This window comes from Rhodococcus sp. X156 (assembly GCF_004006015.1).
Classification (GTDB): domain Bacteria; phylum Actinomycetota; class Actinomycetes; order Mycobacteriales; family Mycobacteriaceae; genus X156.
Genome location: NZ_CP034766.1, coordinates 1,618,720 through 1,637,693, shown reverse-complemented (window position 1 = coordinate 1,637,693; position 18,974 = coordinate 1,618,720). Strand labels below are relative to the sequence as shown.

Here is an 18,974-nt window from a genome sequence, read left to right as displayed (position 1 = left end):
CACTGTCCTTGAGGCACAAGAGAATCTGTGCCACGCTCGGCGCGCTCAGGTTCGGGTGCAGCCACGCGGCTGCGGGCCGGGGCGGACACAAGGGAGCCGACCCACATGACCCACGCCCATGCTCGCGCGGTCACGGTGGTGGGCGCGGCCCGCGACGACGTGGTGTGCTGAGATGCGCACCTGGTGGGCCGTGGTGTGCATCTTCTTGGTGGGCGTGGTCGGCGTCGCCATGTCGTCTCGCGCAGCCGCGCGAGACGACAGCGTCGGCCTCATTCTGGGAGTCGTCTTGGTCCTGGTGTCCGTTGGATGGGCAACGACGACCATCAAGAAGAGGTAGCGGACTCCCCCGGGCGAGCTCACGCTCTTAGCCAGTGGGATCGTTGAGCCGCAAGATGCGCAGCCGCTCCTCCGCGGCCAGGTCCGACTCCGATGATCGGCTTCGCGCAGAGGCCGGGTACCGACGTCGAACCCACGTGCTCGACGACGGCGGAAGGCACGTCCTCGAGGGCGGCACGGAGGTGTCCGGCGACGCGGTGGAACCGCAGCGGCTACGCGGACGAGTACCGGACAACCTCGACAGGCACGTCGCGACCGTACCCATTCGGAACCGTCGAACACGGTGCACGGTCCTTCTGCGGGAAACGCCGCGGCCACGCGTCGAGCACTACAAGATGGGGGCACCCCTCCCCCGAGCTCGTCAGGACCACCATGAGCACCAACGTCATCGCCGTTGCCCGCGAGATCGCCGAGCGGGCACACGCGGGACAGACCGACAAGATCCGGCGCGCCCTACATCCAGCATCCCGCCACCAACCTCGACCCCGCCCGGGTGGCCGAGCTTGACGACGCAACCCGCGAGCGCCTGGACCTCAAGTACACCCACGCCTTGGCGCAGCTGAACGTCCCACGGGCGACCATCGACCAGCTGCATCGCTGACAAGAAACATTTCGAGCTGAACTGTGACAACCCGGGAGAGGCAATGAGTGAACGCGTGACCCTCAGAGACAGCAACGGGCTTTACGTCTGGGCCGAGATCCTCGACGACGGCGTGCTGCAGATCGCCGGCCAGGACCTCGGTCCGCCACAGGGACTGGGATTGGGATCCGAGTACGAGTACTGGCTCACCGTGCAGCCAGATGAGATCAGCCTGGTGGTCGCCGCCCTCGGCGGCGCCGAAGGTGACGACGTGCTCCCGTTGCTGCAAGCCAATGGCGATCAGATCTGCCAAACCGGCGAACAGAAGTGGCTCACGTCGTTAGGAATTGAACCCGGCTTCTTCAGCTACTCGAGCATGGACTGACAACGCTAGCAGCACCTTTGGGCCCACGTTCCTCGCCGACCATCAGAAAGCCACGCGAGTGCCTGCTGCGCGTGCACCAGGAGAGACGCTGCGGGCGCAACTCCTCGCCGAAATCGACGCCGCACTACCAGCCTGACTCTGCGCGGCAGGCTGGTAAGGACAGGTAGCAAGAACCGGCTCCGTTAGCACCTACGAGTCGGGCTCATCCTTCTCCGGACTACCTCCAGGAACCACTCCAATCGCCGGCACAGGAAATTGCGCGATGCGTGTCGCCACCACATACGCGGCTTGGCCGGCCCGTGGGTGACGGCATGCTGCCCGCGCTGCAAGCCAAGGGCGGACTGAGCTGCGAAGCCGGGGGACTAGAAGTGGCTCCGGTCGTAGAGGACCGTGCCCGGCCTCACCGGCTTGCCCGTCAAGAGTTCGTCAACAACGGCCGGGCTCGCGTCAAGATCGCGTCTGCACATGCTCCTCCCCCGCTCCCACGGTGGTCCGATGAGGGAGCCCGCCGCCGACCGGCTCGGGCTCCCTCTGCAGGAGGAATGCCGTGACTGGCTCTGGTCATCCGACCCCGCGCGTGGTGCTCTTCGTCCCCGTCCACAACGGAAACCTCGGCCCGGTGATCCGGCTGTTCCACACCCCCATGGGCGCACCCACGGCCGTGGGGTTCACCACCGCGAACCAGCTCACTGACGTCCTCGGCGACACCCAGCAGTGGATCCGGCTGGCCGAGCCCGCGCTGCGCGCCATGGTGGGCCCGCTCGGAGTGGCCCAGCTGGTCATCGATCCCACCCTCGCGGCGCGCGCCGCCGCCCCCACCACCCACACGCCCGCCGCCGCGCCGACCACTACAGCCGTCATCACCCACCGCGCTCCCGCCGAGGGACAGCCGGCATGACCACCCTCGACCACGACACCGACCTCGCTGTCTGGCCGGCCAGCGCCCGGCAGCTGCCCGGCGGGGACGTCGCCGTCGGCGGTGTCGCCCTCGCCGAGATCGCCCGAGACTTCGGCACCCCCACCTACGTCCTCGACGAGGCCGAGGTGCGCTCGCGCTGCCGGACCTACCGGCAGGCCTTTCCCGACGCCCACGTGCAGTACGCCGCCAAGGCGTTCCTGAGCCGGACGATGGCCCGGTGGGTGCACGAGGAGGGCCTCGGCATCGACGCCTGCTCTGCCGGGGAGCAACACCTTGCCGTGGCGGCCGGCGTGCCCGCGCGGGACGTGCTGGTGCACGGCAGCGCCAAGACCCCCGCCGACCTGCACACCGCCCTCGACCTGGGCGTGGGTCGCATCGTCATCGACAGCCTCTCGGAGGTCCGACGGCTGGCCACCCAGGTGCCCGACGGCCACAAGCAGCGGGTGCTCATCCGGGTGGTGCCGGGCATCTCCGCCGGCGCCCACCACGCCATTCGCACCGGCACCGACGACCAGCACTTCGGCCTGGCGCCGGCCGACGGGGTGCTGTCCGCGGCCGTCTCCCGCATCCTGGCCCAGCCGCAGCTGGAGCTGGTGGGCCTGCACTGCCACCTGGGCTCGCAGATCACCGAGATCGCCCCGTTCCTCGCGGCAGTCACCCGGATGGTCTCCCTGACCGCGATGGTGCGCGACCGGTTCGGCCTGGTGCTGCCCGAGCTCGACCTGGGCGGCGGGCACGGGGTGGCCTACCGCCCCGGGGACCCGGCGCTGGACGTCGCCGAGCTCGGCGTCCAGGTCACCGAAGCCCTGCAGGCGCGCTGCGCGGTGCACCAGCTTCCCGTGCCGCAGCTGACCATCGAGCCCGGCCGCGCCGTGGTCGGCCCCGCCGGCATCGCCCTGTACCGGGTGGTGTCGGTCAAGCGGACCCCGCAGCACACCTGGGTCGCGGTGGACGGCGGGATGAGCGACAACCCGCGCCCCGCCCTGTACGGACAGCGCTACACCCCGCGGCTGGTCGGCCAGCGCGAGCGCCCGGCCGCACCCCTGCGTTCCGTCACCGTGGTGGGCCGGCACTGCGAGGCCGGTGACGTGATCGCCGCGGACGTGCCGCTGCCCGCCGACGTGCGGGCGGGTGACCTGCTGGCGGTGCCGGTGGCCGGCGCCTACCACCTGTCCATGGCCTCCACCTACAACATGGTGGGCCGCCCGCCGGTGGTCGCCGTGCACGACGGCGTCGCCCGGCTGCTGGTGCGGCGGGAGACGGTGGCCGACCTCATCGACCGCGACGTGGCCGACTGACCGCGTCCGCGGGCGAGGTGCAGACCTATCGTTTGTCAATCGACTCTGCCATGGCGGTGTCTGCCCAGGTCCCGGTCAGGCGTCCTGGGTGGCGCGGTGCGCGGTGGCCACCGTCGTCAGGGTGCGCTGGACGGCCGCCAGCAGGGCGCCGACCGCGGCGACGTCGCTGGGCCCGGGCAGCGCGTCCGCCATGCGCCGGGCCTGTCGGTGCAGGTCGGTGGCCCGCTGCAGCACGTGCTGTCCGTCCCCGGGGTTCGCACCGTCGCCGGGGCTCGCCGGGTACTGACCGAGCAGGTGCACCGCCTCCGCGAGCGCGCCCAGCAGCTCGGCGAGGTGGTGGCGCAGCGCGCTCACGGCCTGGCCCTCGCCGAGCTGCTCCTGCTGCTGCGCCACGGCGGTCACGATGGGGCTGAGCGGGGGCACCAGGTCGTCCAGGGCGGTGGCGGTTGCCTGGTACGGGGCTGCGCTCCCCCCGGTGCGCGCGCTGCGCCGCCGGGGGTTCTTGCGCAGGCTGTCCCGCCCATCGGCCAGGGCGTCCTCCGCACTGGTGGTGTGCTCGAGCTGCCAGACGCGGTGGTGCCAGCTGGTCGTGCGCTCGGCGTCCACCCCGTCCTCGGTTCCCTCCGCGGTCTCCACCAGCAGGCCGGCGATGTCGTCCGCGCGGGCCGCCATGGCGGACAGGGCCGCGTCCAGCCGGATCGGCGGCAGGATCACCGCGTTGACGGCCACCCCCACCACGGCACCGAGGGCGACGGCGCCCACCCGCGAGAGCAGGTCGGACTGCTCGGTCGCGGTTCCGTAGGTGAGCAGCAGCAGGGCGATCAGCGCCACCCAGCTGCCGTCCGGGTGCAGCGGACGCCAGTGGCCGATCAGCAGGCCCAGGACCACCGCCACCGGGAGAGCGACCACCGTGGACGGGATGGCCAGGCCGACGCCGGCCGCGAGCAGCACCCCCAGGATCACCACCGTGACCTGTCTCGCGGCAGAGCGCATCGACTGGTGCACCGTGGTCCCGATGATGAACACCGCGGTGTAGGGCGCCAGCCAGGGCAGCCCCGAGCCGAGCACCTGGTCGGCGAGCAGCCACGCGAGCGCCGCGGCCAGTGCGGCCTTCCCCGCGTCGAGGAAGACCTGACGCTGCGGACCTCGGGAACGCACGGCGGCCTGGAAGAAGGTGATGGGCGAGGGCAACGAGCTGCGTGCTGCAGCCGTGGCGACCCGGGCGTGATCGGTGAGTCCCACCCGGTCCATGGTCCCCGGTGGGCAGCAGCCGTGCCTCGTGGGTGCACCGTGGTGCCGACAGCCGTCCGTGGTAGCCCACGGACGGATCCGGAGCCTGCTACGGTCCTCCTCGCCAGCCACCCCCGCTCGTGCAGAGCGCACGAGCGGGACAGGGAACCCGGTGTGAATCCGGGACTGACGCGCAGCGGTGTGGGTGACGGGCCGAGCACACAAGCCACTGGACCTCCGGGTCTGGGAAGGCGCTCCGGCCCGGACGACCCCGAGTCCGAAGACCTGCTGGCCCTCGCGGTGACCGCCGCCTGGTCGTAGACGGGCTTCGCGCACGAGCCCAGACCTGCTGAAGGATGCCCATGTCCACACGTCTGTCGCCCCTGGTCGCCCTCGTCGCCGCGCTCACCGCGGCGACCGCGCTCGCCGGGTGCTCCAGCTCCGCCGAGACCACCGCCACCGCCGGCTCGGCCTACCCCGTCACCATCGAGAACTGCGGCCGGTCGGTCGTCATCGCCGAGGCGCCCCAGCGGGCCGTCTCGCTCAACCAGGGCTCCACCGAGATCCTGCTCTCGCTCGGCCTGGCCGACCGGATGGTGGGCACCGCCACCTGGACCGACCCCGTGCGGGAGAACCTCGCCGCCGACAACGCCACGGTCCCGCGCCTGGCCGACCAGGCTCCGTCCCGCGAGCGGCTGCTGCAGGCCGAGCCCGACTTCGTCTCCGCCTCCTTCGCCAGCACCCTGGGCGAGGGCGGCGTCACCACGCCGGAGGCCCTGGACAAGCTCGGCGTCCCCTCCTACCTGTCCCCCGCCGAGTGCCTCAAGAACAACCAGGGCGACGACGACGGCGTGCGCAGCTCCCCGCTGCAGATGGAGACCGTCTACCAGGAGATCACCGACCTCGCCGCGGTCTTCGACGTCCGCGACCGCGGCGCCGCGCTGGTCACCCAGCTGCGCGACCGGATGAGCACCGCAGCGGCCAGCCTGGACACCGCGGGCACCTCCGCACTGTTCTGGTTCGCCAACCAGGAGTCGCCCTACCTGGCCGGGTGCTGCGGCGGCCCGGGCATCATCAGCCGCACCCTGGGCCTGACCAACGTCTTTGCCGACACCACCGCCGAGTGGCCGCAGATCAACTGGGAGACCGCGGCCGACCGCGACCCCGACGTGCTGGTGCTCGGTGACCTCACCCGCAAGAGCCAGACCGCCGAGACCGCCGCCGCCAAGATCGCCTTCCTGGAGTCGCACCCGGTGACCCGGGAGATGACCGCGGTGCGCCACCGCCGCTACATCCAGGTGACCGGGGCCGAGCTCAACCCGTCCCTGCGCACCGTCGACGGCGTGGAGAACGTCGTCCGGGGTCTGCGCGAGCTCTCGCCGCACCAGTGAGCACCCGTGCGGCCACTCGCTGGGCGCACGGGGTGTGGGTCGCGGGCCCGGTGGTGCTGGTGGTCTCCATCGCCGTCGCCATCACCATCGGGCCGTCCGACCTCAGCCCCGCCGACGTCCTCGGCGTGGTGGCCGACCACGCCGGCCTGGCCACCTCTGACCTCAGCCGCATCCAGCAGGGCATCGTCTGGGACCTGCGCCTGCCGCGCACCGTGCTGGCCGCGGTGTGCGGGGCCGGCCTGGCGGTGTGCGGGGTGATCCTGCAGTCGTTGCTGCGCAACCCGCTGGCCGACCCGTTCGTGCTGGGGGTGTCCTCCGGCGCCTCCACCGGCGCGGTGTCGGTGGTGGTGCTCGGCGCCGGCGCGGGCGCGGTGGGGCTGACCACCGGCGCCTTCTTGGGTGCGCTGCTGGCGTTCGGGCTGGTGCTGGTGCTCGCCGCGGCCGCCGGCGGCACCACCGACCGGGTGGTGCTGGCCGGCATCGCCGCCACGCAGCTGTTCTCCGCGCTCACCTCGTTCATCGTGTTCACCGCCGCCGACGCCGAGCAGACCCGCGGTGTGCTGTTCTGGCTGCTGGGCTCGCTGGCCAGCGCCAGCTGGGCCGACGTGGTGCTCTGCGCCGCCGTGGTGCTCGTCGGCCTGGCGGTGTGCCTGGCCGCGGCGACCTCGCTGGACGCGTTCACCTTCGGCACCGACGCCGCGGCGTCGCTGGGCGTGCACGTGGCCCGCACCCGGACGGTGCTGCTGGTGGTCACCGCCCTGATGACGGCAGTGATCGTCAGCACCTCCGGCGCCATCGGCTTCGTCGGGCTTGTGCTGCCGCACCTGGCCCGGGCGGTGGTGGGCGTCGGGCACCGGGCCCTGCTGCCGGCGGCGGCGCTGATGGGGGCGATCTTCCTGGTGTGGGTGGACACCGCCGCCCGCACGGTGCTCGACCCGCAGGAGCTGCCGGTGGGGGTGGCCACCGCGCTGGTCGGTGTCCCGGCCTTCGTGGTGATCATGCTGCGCAACCGGTCTCGGCGATGAGCGCCGCGCCCCTGGTGGCCCGCGAGGTCAGCTGGGAGACCCGCGGCCGGCTCATCGTCGACGGGGTGAGCCTGGCCCCGGCCGTGGGCGCCACGGTGGGGCTGCTCGGCCCCAACGGCTCGGGCAAGTCCACCCTGCTGCGCATGCTGGCCGGGCTGCGCCGCCCCACCCAGGGTGCGGTGCAGGTGGCCGGCACCGACGCCGCGCGGCTGCCCCGCCGCCGGCTGGCGCGGCAGGTGGCGGTGGTGGAGCAGGAGGTGAGCAGCGACCAGGACCTGCTGGTGCGCGAGGTGGTCAGCCTGGGCCGGGTGCCGCACCGCCCGGCGTGGGCGGCGCCGTCCCGGGAGGACGCCGCCGCGGTGGTACGGGCCGCCGATCTCACCGGCGTGGCCGACCGGCTCGACCAGCGCTACGCCACCCTCTCCGGCGGGGAGCGCCAGCGGGTGCAGATCGCCCGCGCCCTGGCCCAGCAGCCGGAGGTGCTGCTGCTGGACGAGCCCACCAACCACCTCGACGTGCGCCACCAGCTGGACCTGCTCGCGCTGGTGCGCACCACCGCGGTGACCACGGTGGTGGCGCTGCACGACCTGAATCTGGCCGCGGCCTACTGCGACCAGGTGCTGGTGCTGGACCAGGGCCGCGCGGTGGCCGCCGGGCCGCCCGCCACCGTGCTCACCGCCGACCTCATCGCCGCCGTGTACGGGGTGGCGGCGCGGGTGCTCAGCGACGAGCTGGGCACCTACGTCCGCTACCTCGGGGGGTGAGGCTCAGCCCGGTGGGGCGGGTGACACCGCACGGGTGGACACCACGTCGCCGATCACCGCCACCGCCGGGGCCTGCACCCCCGCTCGGGCCACCGCCCCGGGCAGCTCGGCGAGGGTGCTCACCACCACCTGCTGGCTCGGCCGGGAACCGTCGGCGACCACCGCGGCCGGGGTGGCCGGGTCCATGCCGGCGGCCAGCAGGGCGGCGACGATGGCGGGCAGCGTGTGCACCCCCATCAGCACCACCAGCGTGGTGCCGCTGCGGGCCAGGGCGCCGTAGTCCAGGGTGGACTGCGGGTGCCCCGGCGGCACGTGCCCGGAGATCACCGTGAAGCCCTGGGACAGGCCGCGGTGGGTGACGGGGATGCCGGCCAGCGCCGGTGCGGAGATGCTGGCGGTGACGCCGGGGATCACCCGGGTGGGCACTCCGGCGGCCGCGCAGGCCTGGACCTCCTCCATGCCGCGGCCGAACACGAACGAGTCGCCGCCCTTGAGCCGCACCACTCGTCGCCCGGCGGTGGCGTGCTCCACGAGCAGCGTGTTGATCACCTCCTGGGAGGTGGAGCGGCCGAAGGGGATCTTGGCGACGTCGATGATCTCCGCGTCCGGGCGGGCCCAGGCCAGTGCACCCCACGGGGCCAACCGGTCCATCACCACCACGTCGGCCTGGGCCACGGCGTCGCGGCCGGCCACGGTCAGCAGCGACTCGTCGCCGGGCCCGCCGCCCACCAGCACCACGCTGCCCCGGCCTGCCTCGCGCGCCTCGGTGGGCTGGCTCCGGGGTCGGGGCCGCAGCACCACGTCGTAGTCCGGCGGGTTCTCCGGTGCCGCCGGCTGCCAGCTGATCAGCCCGCGGTCGGCGAGGTCCTGCACCGCGGCGCACACCTCGGCGGCGCGCACGGTGACGTCGGCACCAGCGGCCAGCAGCGCCGCCACGTCGCGGGCGGCGTGCTCGTCACCCCCGGTGACCAGCACGGCGCGGCCGGCCACATCGAAGGAAAACACGTTGTGTGGCAATGGATTTGGGCGTGGGACAACGACAGGGCGCTGCGCTGGCATGTAGGGCTCCCGCTCGATCTGCCATGACGGATCCACGACCGCGGAAGTACGGCCGGGCGAGGCGCGAGGCCGGTCTTCGGACTTCCCAGGTACGAGCCTGGGTCACCGCAGCGGGCCCTGTGCCGGATTCTCACCGGCTTCCCGATTCTCCCCGTGGCAGCTTCGCCGTGGGGCACCTCGAGCCTGCGGGAACCATAAGCCCCCGGTGGCCGGGCGCCCGGCAGGGGTGTTGGTAGCCTCCCGGGGCCAGTCAAGCTCCATGAGCAGTTGGAGTCAGGGAACCCAGTGAGAATCCGGGACTGACGCGCAGCGGTGAGGGTGACGGGCGGAACGTGTCCTTCGGGACGACCACTGGACCACAAGGTCCGGGAAGGTGTTCCGCACCGAGTGATCCCGAGTCCGAAGACCTGCTGGCCCTTGCGGTGACCACCGCGAGGTCATCGGCGGGCTTCGCGCAAGGGCCCCAGACCTCTGAGGACTCGTGTGACCCCTGTGCCTTCCCGTACCCAGCTCTCGCGCACCCGGGCCGACCGCTGCCCGGGCGTCACCCGCCCGTGGCCGGCCGCCGACGGAGCCCTGGTGCGGCTGCGCCTGGTGGGCGGCCGCCTCTCCCCCGCCCAGCTGCAGGCCGCCTCGGCCGTGGCGCAGACCCACGGCGACGGTGACCTGCACCTGACCGGGCGGGCGAACCTGCAGCTGCGCGGCCTGCCGCTGGCCGACGGGCGCCTGCCGGCGGCGGTGGTGGCCGCGGTGGAGCGCACCGGGCTGCTGCCCTCCCGCGCGCACGACCGGGTGCGCAACCTGATGGTCTCGCCGCAGACCGGCCTGGCCGGTGGGCGCGCCGACCTGCGGGCCGTGGCCGCCCGGCTGGACCAGCTGATCTGCCTGGACCCCGACCTGGCCGAGCTGCCCGGGCGGTTCCTGTTCGTGCTGGACGACGGCCGCGGTGACCTCGCCGCCCGGCCCACCGACCTGGGCCTCGTGGCCCTGGATGCCAGCACCGCCCAGCTGCGGGTGGGCAGCAACCGGTGGGGTGCGATCGTCGCCATCGCCGACGCCCCGCAGCACCTGGTGGTGCTGGCGCACGAGTTCCTCCGGGTGCGCGGGCACGGCGCCGACGCCTCGTGGCACGTGGACGAGCTGCCACAGCCGCTCACCGCCACCACGCTGCCGCACCCCCAGGTGGACGTCACCGCGGGACCGCTGGGCTACGGCCCCGTGCCCGGGGGCGTGCACGTGCCCGCCCCCGACGGCGTTCTCTCCCCGACGCTGGTGGCCGAGCTGGTGCAGCTGGCCGGTGACGGCGACCTGGTGGTCACGCCGTGGCGCGGCGTGCTCGTCGCGGGGGTGACCCGATGATCGAGCTCCGCCGCCCCACCCGGCGCTACTCCTACGTCCACGACGGCCCGGCGATCTACCTCGACTCCTTCGCCACCATCCGCCGCGAGGCCGACCTGACCCAGGTACCTGCCGCGGCGGAGAAGCTGGCGGTGCGGATGATCCACGCCTGCGGGCAGGTGGACCTGACCGACGACCTGGTGATCCACCCGGACGCCGTGGCCACCGCCCGCGCCGCGCTCGCCGGGGGCGCCCCCATCCTGTGCGACGCGCGGATGGTCGCCATGGGCATCACCGCTGGTCGGCTGCCGGCCGGCAACCCGGTGCACTGCCTGCTGCCGGACCCGCAGGTGCCCGACCTCGCCCAACGGTGGAGCACCACCCGCACGGCGGCGGCGGTGTCGCTGTGGGAACCGCTGCTCGACGGCGCCGTGGTGGCCATCGGCAACGCCCCCACCGCGCTGTTCCACCTGCTGGAGCTGCTCGTCGACGGCGGACCACGCCCGGCCGTGATCATCGGCTGCCCGGTGGGGTTCATCGGTGCCGCGGAGTCCAAGGACGCGCTGGCCCGCTTCGCCGACGACCACGGCATCGACGTCCCCTACGTGACGGTCCGCGGGCGCCGGGGCGGGTCGGCGATGGCCTCGGCCGCCGTCAACGCCCTGGCCCAGGAGGCGGAGTGAGCGCGCGCCTCGGCCGGTTCGCCGGCGTCGGCGTCGGGCCCGGGGACCCCGAGCTGATCACCCTCAAGGCGGCCCGGCTCATCCGTGACGCCGACGTGGTGGCCTTCCACGCCGGGGTGGGCAAGCAGTCCAACGCCCGGCGCATCGCCGCCGACCTCATCCCGCCCGGCGTGGTGGAGGAGGAGCTGCGCTACCCGGTGACCACCGGCGCCACCGCCCACCCGGGCGGGTACGCCGGGGCGATGGCGGAGTTCTACGCCGAGTCCGCCGCCCGGCTGGCCGCGCACCTGGAGGCCGGCCGCGACGTGGTGCTGCTGGCCGAGGGCGACCCGTTCTTCTACGGCTCCTTCATGTACATGCACGACCGCCTGGCCGACCGCTTTCCCACCGAGGTAGTGGCCGGGGTACCGGCCTTCGCCGCCGCCACGGCCCTGGTGGCCGCTCCCCTGGTGCGCCAGACCGACGTGCTCACCGTGCTGCCCGGCACCCTGCCCGAGGCGGAGCTGGCCCGACGGCTGGCCGACACCGACGCCGCGGTGATCATGAAGCTGGGCCGCACGTTCCCCGCGGTGCGCCGGGCGCTGGAGCAGGCGGGGCGGCTGGAGCACGCGCTGTACGTGGAGCGGGCGTCCATGCCCACCCAGCGCTGGCTGCCGGTGGCCGACGTCGACCCCGCCAGCGTCCCGTACTTCTCCATGATCGTGGTGCCCGGCGACACGCTGCAGGCCGACCCGCACGGACGGCGCGCAACCGCAACACCGTCCACACCGGACACTGCGGTGGTCGCCGAGGTCGTGGTGGTCGGGCTCGGGCCCGGACCGGAGCGCTGGCTCACCCCGGAGGCGGCGGCGGTGCTGGCCGAAGTGGACCACGTCGTCGGCTACGCGCCCTACGTCCACCGGGTGCCGCAGCGGGCCGGGCTGCAGCGGCACGCCTCGGGCAACACCGTGGAGGTGGATCGCGCCCGGTTCGCCCTGGACCTGGCGCGCGCCGGTGAGCGGGTGGCGGTGGTCTCCGGCGGGGACGCCGGGGTGTTCGGGATGGCCGCGGCGGTCTACGAGGCCGCCGAGGATCCTGCGTACGCTACGGTGCCCGTCCGGGTGCTGCCGGGGGTGAGCGCCGTGCAGGCGGTGGCCGCCCGGGCCGGAGCACCGGTGGGGGCCGACTTCGCGGTGGTGAGCCTGTCCGACCGGCTCAAGCCGTGGCCGGTGGTGCAGCAGCGGCTGCGGGCGATCGCCGAGGCTGACCTGGTGCTGGCCATCTACAACCCGGCGTCGCGCTCCCGCACCCACCAGGTGGCCGACATGCAGCAGCTGTTGCTGCAGCACCGCAGCCCGGACACCGTGGTGGTGGTCGGCCGCGACGTCGGGCGCGCCGAGGAGTCACTGGTGGTGACCACGCTGGCCCAGCTGGACCCGGCGAGCATCGACATGAAGTGCCTGCTCATCGTGGGCGCCACCCGCACCCGGGTGGCGGCAAGCGGAGCCGTCTGGACACCGCGCTACGTGGACTGAAAGGTGGCACAGTGCCGTGTTGATGACCCTGAGGTGCCCTGAGTGCTGGCTGGGTGAGAAGTGGACGCGTTCGCTAGCACCGAAGCAGGGGGCCAGGGTGCAGCCGAACTCGCGGGGTGCTGGCGCATGGTGGGTGCTGTCGCCATGAACGGACGGCGGGTTAACCAGTCACGCGGAAGGTCGCCAGCGGGGAGCTGCCGACTCCTCCAAAGTCCAGCAGCAGACTGGACCCTTGGGGCACGTCGAAGGCAACGTCGCCGCGCAGCATGCGTCCTGCACTGAGGTCTGATCGGTCCATCTCCTGATTGACCACACTGTGCTGGGCGGAGTAGGTGCTGCCGTCAGGGGTTTGGGCTCGGGAGTAGCTCGGGCTGATGTAGGTGGTTCCGGAGCTGATGGCCACGGTGAAGTTGGCGATCAGGTAGCTGCCGCTCGTAGGCTTGCCGCCGTAGGCCGTTTCCGACGTAGTAATGCGGCGGATGCTGTTGAGGGTGACGGTGCCGGACGTTGGCTGCGAGCCCGTCAGCGTGAAGGGCACCGTTGAGCCCACGCTCGCTGGAGCTGGCGGGACCGAGACAGGGGGCTTGGTGGTCGAGGCTGGGCTCGGTCGAGGCGCGGCAGGAGCAGCAGAAGCAGCAGGCTGCGGGGACGCGGAGACCGTCGCCGCTGGTGCCGGGACTCGGGTGGGCACGCTGATCCGGGTGGCTGTCGGCGCAGCAGTCGACGCAGGAACCTCTTCAACGCCGGGGGGTGCCAGCACCGTCGTTTCCGTCGGTGTCGGGGCCACGGACGTCGTGGTGGCGGTGGGCAGGGGCGCCTGCGGCGGTGGGTCGTAGGCCACCGGTTGCGTGGTCGAGTCACGCCCGACCAGGGCCACCACCAGTGCCACCACGGCCAGAGTCGCGATGGCCGCCACGCCGACCAGGCCGGAGAGCAGCCAGCGGTTCACCGGGACCAGGTTCTGCTCCGCAGGCGCCGAGTAGGCAGCGGGGTGGACGTTGCCGGTGTCCCCGCCGATGGGCGCGAACGGGTCGCTTCCGACGGGTTGGTCGTCGTTCATCAACGGTCCTTTGAACTGAGCAGAAAGGGGAGGCTAGATGTGGAAGCGCCGAAGAGTAGGTCGAGCAGCCGAGTCCCGCTCGGCTGCTCGACCTACCGTTCCTGTGCTCAGCTGAGCTGAACCTTCACTCCACCGGAGAAGACGGAGTCGTGCAGCTCCAAGGTGGTGGGGACGGCATCCTTCGGGATGTCAAAGACAATGGTGCCGTCGACACTGTTGCCCGGGTTGATCTCCGCGAGGAAGTTGTTGGAGTCAAGGTAGGCACCTGCCACCGTGCTGGTCGAGAGCTCCCTACCCTGCTGGTCAATCAACTTCTGCGCACTCTGGTTGAAAATCTGCTGGCGATCTCCGATGTTGCGGACTGAGAGCTTGACGACCACGAACTGGCCCTGGGCGGTGGTCTGCAATGGTTCGCTCCCGACGGTGGGCGTTCCGGGCTGTACGGCGTTGACCACGAACTCGAACTTGCCGTCCCGAACCGGGGTACCGATGGTGGCCTGAGAAGCCTGCTCAGAACTCCCCGACCCGCCAGCGGAATCACTGTCGGAGCCGCCGCCCGCGCTGGTGGCCATAACGATGACGATGATGAGGACAATGAGCGCAGCCAGTGCGGTGAGGAACTTGTGCCGCATGAACCAGCTTCGCTGAGACTTGGCGTAAGCCCGCGCGGCTGCGGCCTGAGCCTTGGCGTCCTTCTTGTTCAGGGGCGGCTGCTGCCCGTAGCCCGGCTGGTATCCGGGTCCAGGCGCACCCTGATATCCCGACGGTGGCCCCTGGTTACCACTGGCGAACTGGGGGGCCTGCTCCTGTGAAGGGTGTCCTGCATCGGCTGGCTCGTGGCGCTGATCGGGCATCAAATTCCTTTGGATGTGGGTGGTAAACGCCAAGGAAGGCGCAACTTCATCTGCGCCTACCACTCGTAGACGAAGCCCCGAACGTTACAGAGCAGCAACAACTATCACTGAGATTGCATAAATTGCCTCAAATCGGTGACACAGCGTGATTATCGGTATCTCTAAGTACACACTCAGTCCGGACAGAGTGGTTTGCACTAGTTGCGGGGCCATCGGCTTGCGGAAGGAGCCTGCGCCGGGACGTCATAGCTCAAGCGGCCACTGGGCGGCCTGCAGCTCGGGCCGCTTCGTTGGTTCGCGGAACGCCGCCAACCTCGGCCATCGCGCCATGCGCGGGACTGCAGCGTGGAGGTGAGCAAGTCGGGTTTACTTGCGCCGCGGCCGATCCCGGTCGTACAAGTAGGACTCGCCACCGGAGGCCGGCTCCAGCGCCCGGCCCACCAGGATGATCGCGGCCTGGCGCAGCCCGGCGGCCTCCACCTGGTCGGCGATGTCGCCCACGGTGCCGCGCAGCACCAGCTCCTCGGGCTGGCTGGCGCGGTAGACCACCACCACCGGGCAGTCGGCGCCGTACTCCCCCGCCAGCTCGGCCATCACCTCGCGGGTGCGGGTGATGGCCAGGTGCAGCACCAGGGTGGCCCGGGTGGCGGCGAACGCGGCCAGCGACTCGGTGTCGGGCATCGGGGTGGAGCGGGCCTGGGCGCGGGTGATTACCACCGACTGCGCCACCAGCGGCACGGTCAGCTCCCGCCCCACCCGGGCCGCCGCGGCCGCGTACGCCGCCACCCCCGGCGTCACGTCCCACGACACCCCTGCCGCGTCCAGCCGGCGGGTCTGCTCGGCCAGCGCGGAGTACACCGACGGATCGCCCGAGGTCAGCCGCACCACGTCGTGGCCACGCTCGTGCCCGGCCACCAGGTGCGCGGTGATGGCGTCGAGGTCGAGGTGCTGGGTGTCCACCAGCTCGGCGTCCTCGCGGCAGTGGCTGAGCACCTCGGCGTCGAGGTACGTGCCGGGGTAGAGCACCACGTCGGCGTCGGCGAGCATCCGCGCAGCACGCAGGGTGAGCAGGTCGGCGGCCCCGGGGCCGGCTCCGACGAAGTGCACGGTCACGACGGGTTCTCCTCTGCGGCGGGGCGGGTCCACGCCCACTGGGTGACGGTGCGGGCCGGGGTCCACCCGGTGAAGGTGCCCACCGGGGCGGCGTGCTCGATGGCCAGCCGGGTCAGCTCCCCGCCGTGGGTGGCGTGTGCCTGGGCCAGTGCGGCCTCGGTCTGCAGGGTCACTCCGTGCACCACCAGCCGCCCGCCCGGGCGCAGCGCAGCCTGGCACCGCTCGAGCACGCCCGCGCGGGTGGCACCGCCGCCGACGAAGATCGCGTCCGGTGTGGACAGACCTTCCAGGGCGTCCGGCGCCCGACCCTCGACCACCACCAGCCTCGGCACGCCAAGGCTCGCGGCGTTGCGGCGCACCCGTGCGGCCCGGTCGGGGTGGGACTCCACGGCGATGGTCCGGCACGTCGGGTGCGCCCGCATCCACTCGATGCCCACCGACCCGGCACCGGCACCGACGTCCCACAGCAGCGCCCCGGGGTGCGGTGCCAGGCGGGACAGCGCACTGGCCCGCAGGTCACGCTTGGTCAGCTGCCCGTCGTGCTGAAAAGCGTTGTCCGGCAAGCCGGTTGCCCAGCTGGAGACGACCGGGCCGGCCAGCTGCAGTGCGATGACGTGCAGCCGCGGGGCCGGCCCGGACCACTGCTCGGCGGTGGCCTCGGTGCGGCTCTCGGTGGGTGCGCCCAGGTCGCCGAGGACGGTCATCACCGACGCGCCGTAGCCGTGGGTGGTGAGCAGCGCCGCTAGCGCCGCCGGGGTGCGCTCGTCAGCGGAGAGCACCAGCACCCGGTGGCCAGGGGCCAGCTCGCGCAGCACCGCGTGCAGGTCGCGCCCCACCACGGTGACCACAGTGGTCGACTCCGCCGACCAGCCCATCCGGGCCCGGGCCAGCGACACCGAGGACACCGCCGGCAGCACCTGCACCCGCTCGGCCCCGAGCAGCTCCACCAGCGTGGTGGCGACGCCGGAGACCAGCGGGTCACCGGAGGCCAGCGCCACCACCCGACGGCCGGCGTGCCGGGCCAGCAAGGCGGGCAGACCCGCGCGCAGCGGGGCCGGCCACGGCTCGCGCAGCGCGGTGACGTCGGAGGGCACCAACCCCAGGTGACGGGCCCCGCCGAGCAGCACCTCGGCCTCGCGGACGCAGGCGCGAGCCGCCTCCGGCAGGCTCTCCCAGCCATCCGCGCCGACGCCCACCACCAGCAGCGGAGGCGTCGGCGGGTGACCCGCGCAACGGGGGGTGGGGGCAGGCATGGCGGCAGACGCTACCCTCACCCCACAGCCACGAGGTGCCCCGAGGTCCGACCCCCACAGGTCGGGTTGACGGGAGAATCTGGGAAGCCGGTGAGAGTCCGGCACAGGCCCGCTGCGGTGACCTGGACGAGGTGCGAACCGAGATCCAGGAAGTCCGAAGACCGGCCTTGTGGCTCCTATCCGATGGCGGACGAGCGGGAGCCTCCCATGCCACAGCACCAGCCTTTCGTGTACCCATTTTCCGCCCTGGTCGGGTCCGAGGACCTGCAGGACCTCCCCGACCTGGCCCTCGCCCTGGTGCTCAGCGCGGTCTCCCCGGAGATCGGCGGTGTGCTGGTGCGCGGGGAGAAGGGCACCGCCAAGTCCACTGCGGTCCGGGCCCTGGCGGGGGTGCTTCCACCCATCGACGTCTGGGCTGGTGACCGGTTCTCCGCCGATCCGCACGATCCCGCCGCGGCGTCCCCGGACGGCCCCGGCGGCACCGTGCAGAGCCGGCCGGTACGGCTGGTGGAGCTGCCCGTCGGGGCCACTGAGGACCGCCTCGTCGGCTCGCTGCACCTGGAGCGGGCGCTGGCGCAGGGTCGCGCGGAATACGAGCCCGGCCTGCTGGCGCGCGCGCACCGCGGGATCCTCTACGTCGACGAGGTGAACCTGCTGCACGACCACCTCGTGGACCTGCTGCTCGACGCTGCCGCCACCGGACGGGCCACGGTGGAGCGCGACGGGGTGTCGCTGGCCCACGACGCCCGGTTCGTGCTGGTGGGCACCATGAACCCCGAGGAGGGCGAGCTCCGCCCACAGCTGCTCGACCGCTTCGGCCTGGCCGTGGACGTGGCCGCACCCCGCGAGGCCGAGGCCCGGGTGGCCGTGGTGCGCCGCCGCCTGGCCTTCGACGCCGACCCCGCCGGGTTCGCCGCGTCCTACCAACCGGCCGAGGACGCCCTGCGCGAGCGGATCCACACCGCCCGGGAGCGCATCCACGGGGTGACGCTGACCGACTCCGCGCTGCTGGCCATCGCCGAGGTCTGCGCCGCCTTCGACGTGGACGGGCTGCGCGGCGACATCGTCACCGCCCGCACCGCCGTGGCCCACGCCGCCTGGTGCGGGCGCAGCGCCGTCACCCGGGAGGACATCCGCGCCGCAGCCCGCCTCGCCCTGCCACACCGGCGGCGGCGCACCCCCTTCGACTCCCCCGGCCTGGACACCGACCAGCTCGACCAACTGCTGGCGGAGAGCGACCCCGAGCCCGACCCGCCGACACCAGACGGCCCCGGTGACGGTCACGAGGCTGCGGATGACGGCCCCGCCCAAGCCCCGCCGGACAGCCACGACGCTGACACCGAGGCACCCGCCGGCGCTGCCCCCAGCACCGCGTCGGCGGGCACGCCGTACCGCTCCCGCCTGTTCGCCGTGGCCGGCACCGGCACCGGTGCCGCGGGTCGCCGCAGTCGGGCCCTGACCAGCTCCGGTCGCCGGGTCGGCCGCCGCGCCGGCAGCGACGGCCCGCTGGACCTGTTGGGCACCGTGCTCGCCGCGGTCCCCCACCAGGGTGCCCGCGGCCGCACCGACGGCCGGCTGCGGCTGCAGCCGGCCGACCTGCGGGTGGCGGTGCGCGAGGGCCGGGAGTCCAACCTGGTGCTGTTCTGCGTGGACGCCTCCGGCTCGATGGCCGCGCGCAAGCGGATGGAGCAGGTGAAGACGGCCATCCTCTCCCTGCTGCTGGACGCCTACCAGCGGCGCGACAAGGTCGGGCTGATCACGTTCTCCGGCACCGGTGCTCAGCTGCTGCTGCCGCCCACCGGGTCCACCGACGTGGCCGCCGCCCGGCTGCAGACGATGCCCGCCGGCGGGCGCACCCCGCTGGCCGAGGGGCTGCTCGAGGCGGCCCGGGTGCTCGACATCGAGGCGCGCCGCGACCCGGCCCGGCGCCCGCTGCTGGTGGTGGTCACCGACGGCCGCGCCACCGCCGGGGCCGGCGCCGTGGCCCGATCCCGCACGGCCGCCGACCGGCTGGCCGCCCGTGGCGTCGCGAGCGTCGTCGTGGACTGCGAGAGCGGTGCGCTGCGCCTGGGCCTGGCCGCCGTGCTGGCCCAGCACCTGCGCGCCGAGCACGTCCCGGTGAGCCAGGTGAGCGCCGACGTGCTCACCGGCCTCGCCCGCACCGCTGCCTGA

17 protein-coding genes and 4 riboswitches are annotated in these 18,974 nt (G+C 72.9%); of the genes, 10 read left to right on the top strand and 7 right to left on the bottom strand.

Translation table 11 applies throughout. The features are described from left to right. Positions 1–356 precede the first annotated feature (356 nt). Positions 357–545, bottom strand: a complete 189-nt coding sequence (locus ELX43_RS07715; RefSeq protein WP_127784757.1) for a GrpB family protein — start codon at positions 543–545, stop codon at positions 357–359. A gap of 435 nt (positions 546–980) precedes the next feature. Between ELX43_RS07715 and ELX43_RS07710 the strand changes: the two genes are divergently transcribed. The 3 genes from ELX43_RS07710 (at position 981) to lysA (ending at position 3,518) form a co-directional block, all read left to right on the top strand. Then, positions 981–1,301, top strand: a complete 321-nt coding sequence (locus ELX43_RS07710) for a hypothetical protein (RefSeq protein ID WP_127782860.1) — start codon at positions 981–983, stop codon at positions 1,299–1,301. Positions 1,302–1,848: 547 nt separating this feature from the next. After that, a complete protein-coding gene (locus ELX43_RS07705; RefSeq protein ID WP_127782859.1) occupies positions 1,849–2,199 on the top strand; it encodes an SAV_915 family protein in 351 nt (116 codons plus the stop codon). Next, the gene (gene lysA, locus ELX43_RS07700) at positions 2,196–3,518 is read left to right on the top strand and encodes a diaminopimelate decarboxylase (RefSeq protein ID WP_127782858.1); all 1,323 of its coding nucleotides are present in this window, start codon (positions 2,196–2,198) and stop codon (positions 3,516–3,518) included. Before ELX43_RS07705 ends, lysA begins: the two co-directional genes overlap by 4 nt. 75 nt (positions 3,519–3,593) lie before the next feature. Here lysA and ELX43_RS07695 read toward each other — a convergent pair whose 3' ends face one another. After that, positions 3,594–4,760, bottom strand: a complete 1,167-nt coding sequence (locus ELX43_RS07695) for an FUSC family protein (RefSeq protein ID WP_164860607.1) — start codon at positions 4,758–4,760, stop codon at positions 3,594–3,596. 148 nt (positions 4,761–4,908) lie between these two features. Continuing rightward, positions 4,909–5,035, top strand: a riboswitch (cobalamin riboswitch). 75 nt (positions 5,036–5,110) lie between these two features. Here ELX43_RS07695 and ELX43_RS07690 point away from each other — a divergent pair. The 3 genes from ELX43_RS07690 to ELX43_RS07680 are packed head-to-tail and all read left to right on the top strand — an operon-like array spanning position 5,111 to position 7,928. Next, positions 5,111–6,139, top strand: coding sequence for an ABC transporter substrate-binding protein (locus ELX43_RS07690; RefSeq protein WP_206518138.1), 1,029 nt, complete (start codon positions 5,111–5,113; stop codon positions 6,137–6,139). Beyond that, on the top strand, positions 6,136–7,164 hold the full coding sequence (locus ELX43_RS07685) for an iron chelate uptake ABC transporter family permease subunit (RefSeq protein ID WP_127782855.1): 1,029 nt from the start codon (positions 6,136–6,138) through the stop codon (positions 7,162–7,164). The genes ELX43_RS07690 and ELX43_RS07685 overlap by 4 nt, the downstream gene beginning before the upstream one ends. Further along, the gene (locus ELX43_RS07680; protein ID WP_127782854.1) at positions 7,161–7,928 is read left to right on the top strand and encodes an ABC transporter ATP-binding protein; all 768 of its coding nucleotides are present in this window, start codon (positions 7,161–7,163) and stop codon (positions 7,926–7,928) included. Before ELX43_RS07685 ends, ELX43_RS07680 begins: the two co-directional genes overlap by 4 nt. A gap of 3 nt (positions 7,929–7,931) precedes the next feature. Here the strand turns inward: ELX43_RS07680 and cobA are convergent, their stop codons facing one another. Further along, complete coding sequence (cobA, locus tag ELX43_RS07675) at positions 7,932–8,933, bottom strand: uroporphyrinogen-III C-methyltransferase (protein WP_206518137.1); 1,002 nt, start codon at positions 8,931–8,933, stop codon at positions 7,932–7,934. 103 nt (positions 8,934–9,036) lie between these two features. After that, positions 9,037–9,182, bottom strand: a riboswitch (cobalamin riboswitch). A gap of 35 nt (positions 9,183–9,217) precedes the next feature. Further along, a riboswitch (cobalamin riboswitch) is annotated at positions 9,218–9,417 on the top strand. 53 nt (positions 9,418–9,470) lie between these two features. Here cobA and ELX43_RS07670 point away from each other — a divergent pair. Genes ELX43_RS07670 through ELX43_RS07660 form a run of 3 tightly spaced genes read left to right on the top strand, consistent with a single transcriptional unit; the run spans position 9,471 to position 12,522 of the window. Further along, the gene (locus ELX43_RS07670) at positions 9,471–10,346 is read left to right on the top strand and encodes a nitrite reductase (RefSeq protein ID WP_127782853.1); all 876 of its coding nucleotides are present in this window, start codon (positions 9,471–9,473) and stop codon (positions 10,344–10,346) included. Beyond that, a complete protein-coding gene (locus ELX43_RS07665; protein WP_241249884.1) occupies positions 10,346–11,008 on the top strand; it encodes a precorrin-8X methylmutase in 663 nt (220 codons plus the stop codon). Before ELX43_RS07670 ends, ELX43_RS07665 begins: the two co-directional genes overlap by 1 nt. Continuing rightward, complete coding sequence (locus ELX43_RS07660; RefSeq protein WP_127782851.1) at positions 11,005–12,522, top strand: precorrin-2 C(20)-methyltransferase; 1,518 nt, start codon at positions 11,005–11,007, stop codon at positions 12,520–12,522. The genes ELX43_RS07665 and ELX43_RS07660 overlap by 4 nt, the downstream gene beginning before the upstream one ends. 160 nt (positions 12,523–12,682) lie before the next feature. Here ELX43_RS07660 and ELX43_RS07655 read toward each other — a convergent pair whose 3' ends face one another. The 4 genes from ELX43_RS07655 to cbiE form a co-directional block, all read right to left on the bottom strand. Beyond that, on the bottom strand, positions 12,683–13,582 hold the full coding sequence (locus ELX43_RS07655; protein ID WP_127782850.1) for a DUF4352 domain-containing protein: 900 nt from the start codon (positions 13,580–13,582) through the stop codon (positions 12,683–12,685). A gap of 107 nt (positions 13,583–13,689) precedes the next feature. After that, positions 13,690–14,436, bottom strand: a complete 747-nt coding sequence (locus ELX43_RS07650; protein WP_241249828.1) for a DUF4352 domain-containing protein — start codon at positions 14,434–14,436, stop codon at positions 13,690–13,692. A gap of 366 nt (positions 14,437–14,802) precedes the next feature. Then, a complete protein-coding gene (cobM, locus tag ELX43_RS07645; RefSeq protein ID WP_206518136.1) occupies positions 14,803–15,549 on the bottom strand; it encodes a precorrin-4 C(11)-methyltransferase in 747 nt (248 codons plus the stop codon). Beyond that, a complete protein-coding gene (cbiE, locus tag ELX43_RS07640; protein WP_127782848.1) occupies positions 15,546–16,802 on the bottom strand; it encodes a precorrin-6y C5,15-methyltransferase (decarboxylating) subunit CbiE in 1,257 nt (418 codons plus the stop codon). Before cbiE ends, cobM begins: the two co-directional genes overlap by 4 nt. Positions 16,803–16,818: 16 nt before the next feature. Then, positions 16,819–16,987: riboswitch (cobalamin riboswitch) on the top strand. Between the two features lie 22 nt (positions 16,988–17,009). Between cbiE and ELX43_RS07635 the strand changes: the two genes are divergently transcribed. Continuing rightward, on the top strand, positions 17,010–18,974 hold the full coding sequence (locus ELX43_RS07635) for a magnesium chelatase subunit D family protein (RefSeq protein ID WP_127782847.1): 1,965 nt from the start codon (positions 17,010–17,012) through the stop codon (positions 18,972–18,974).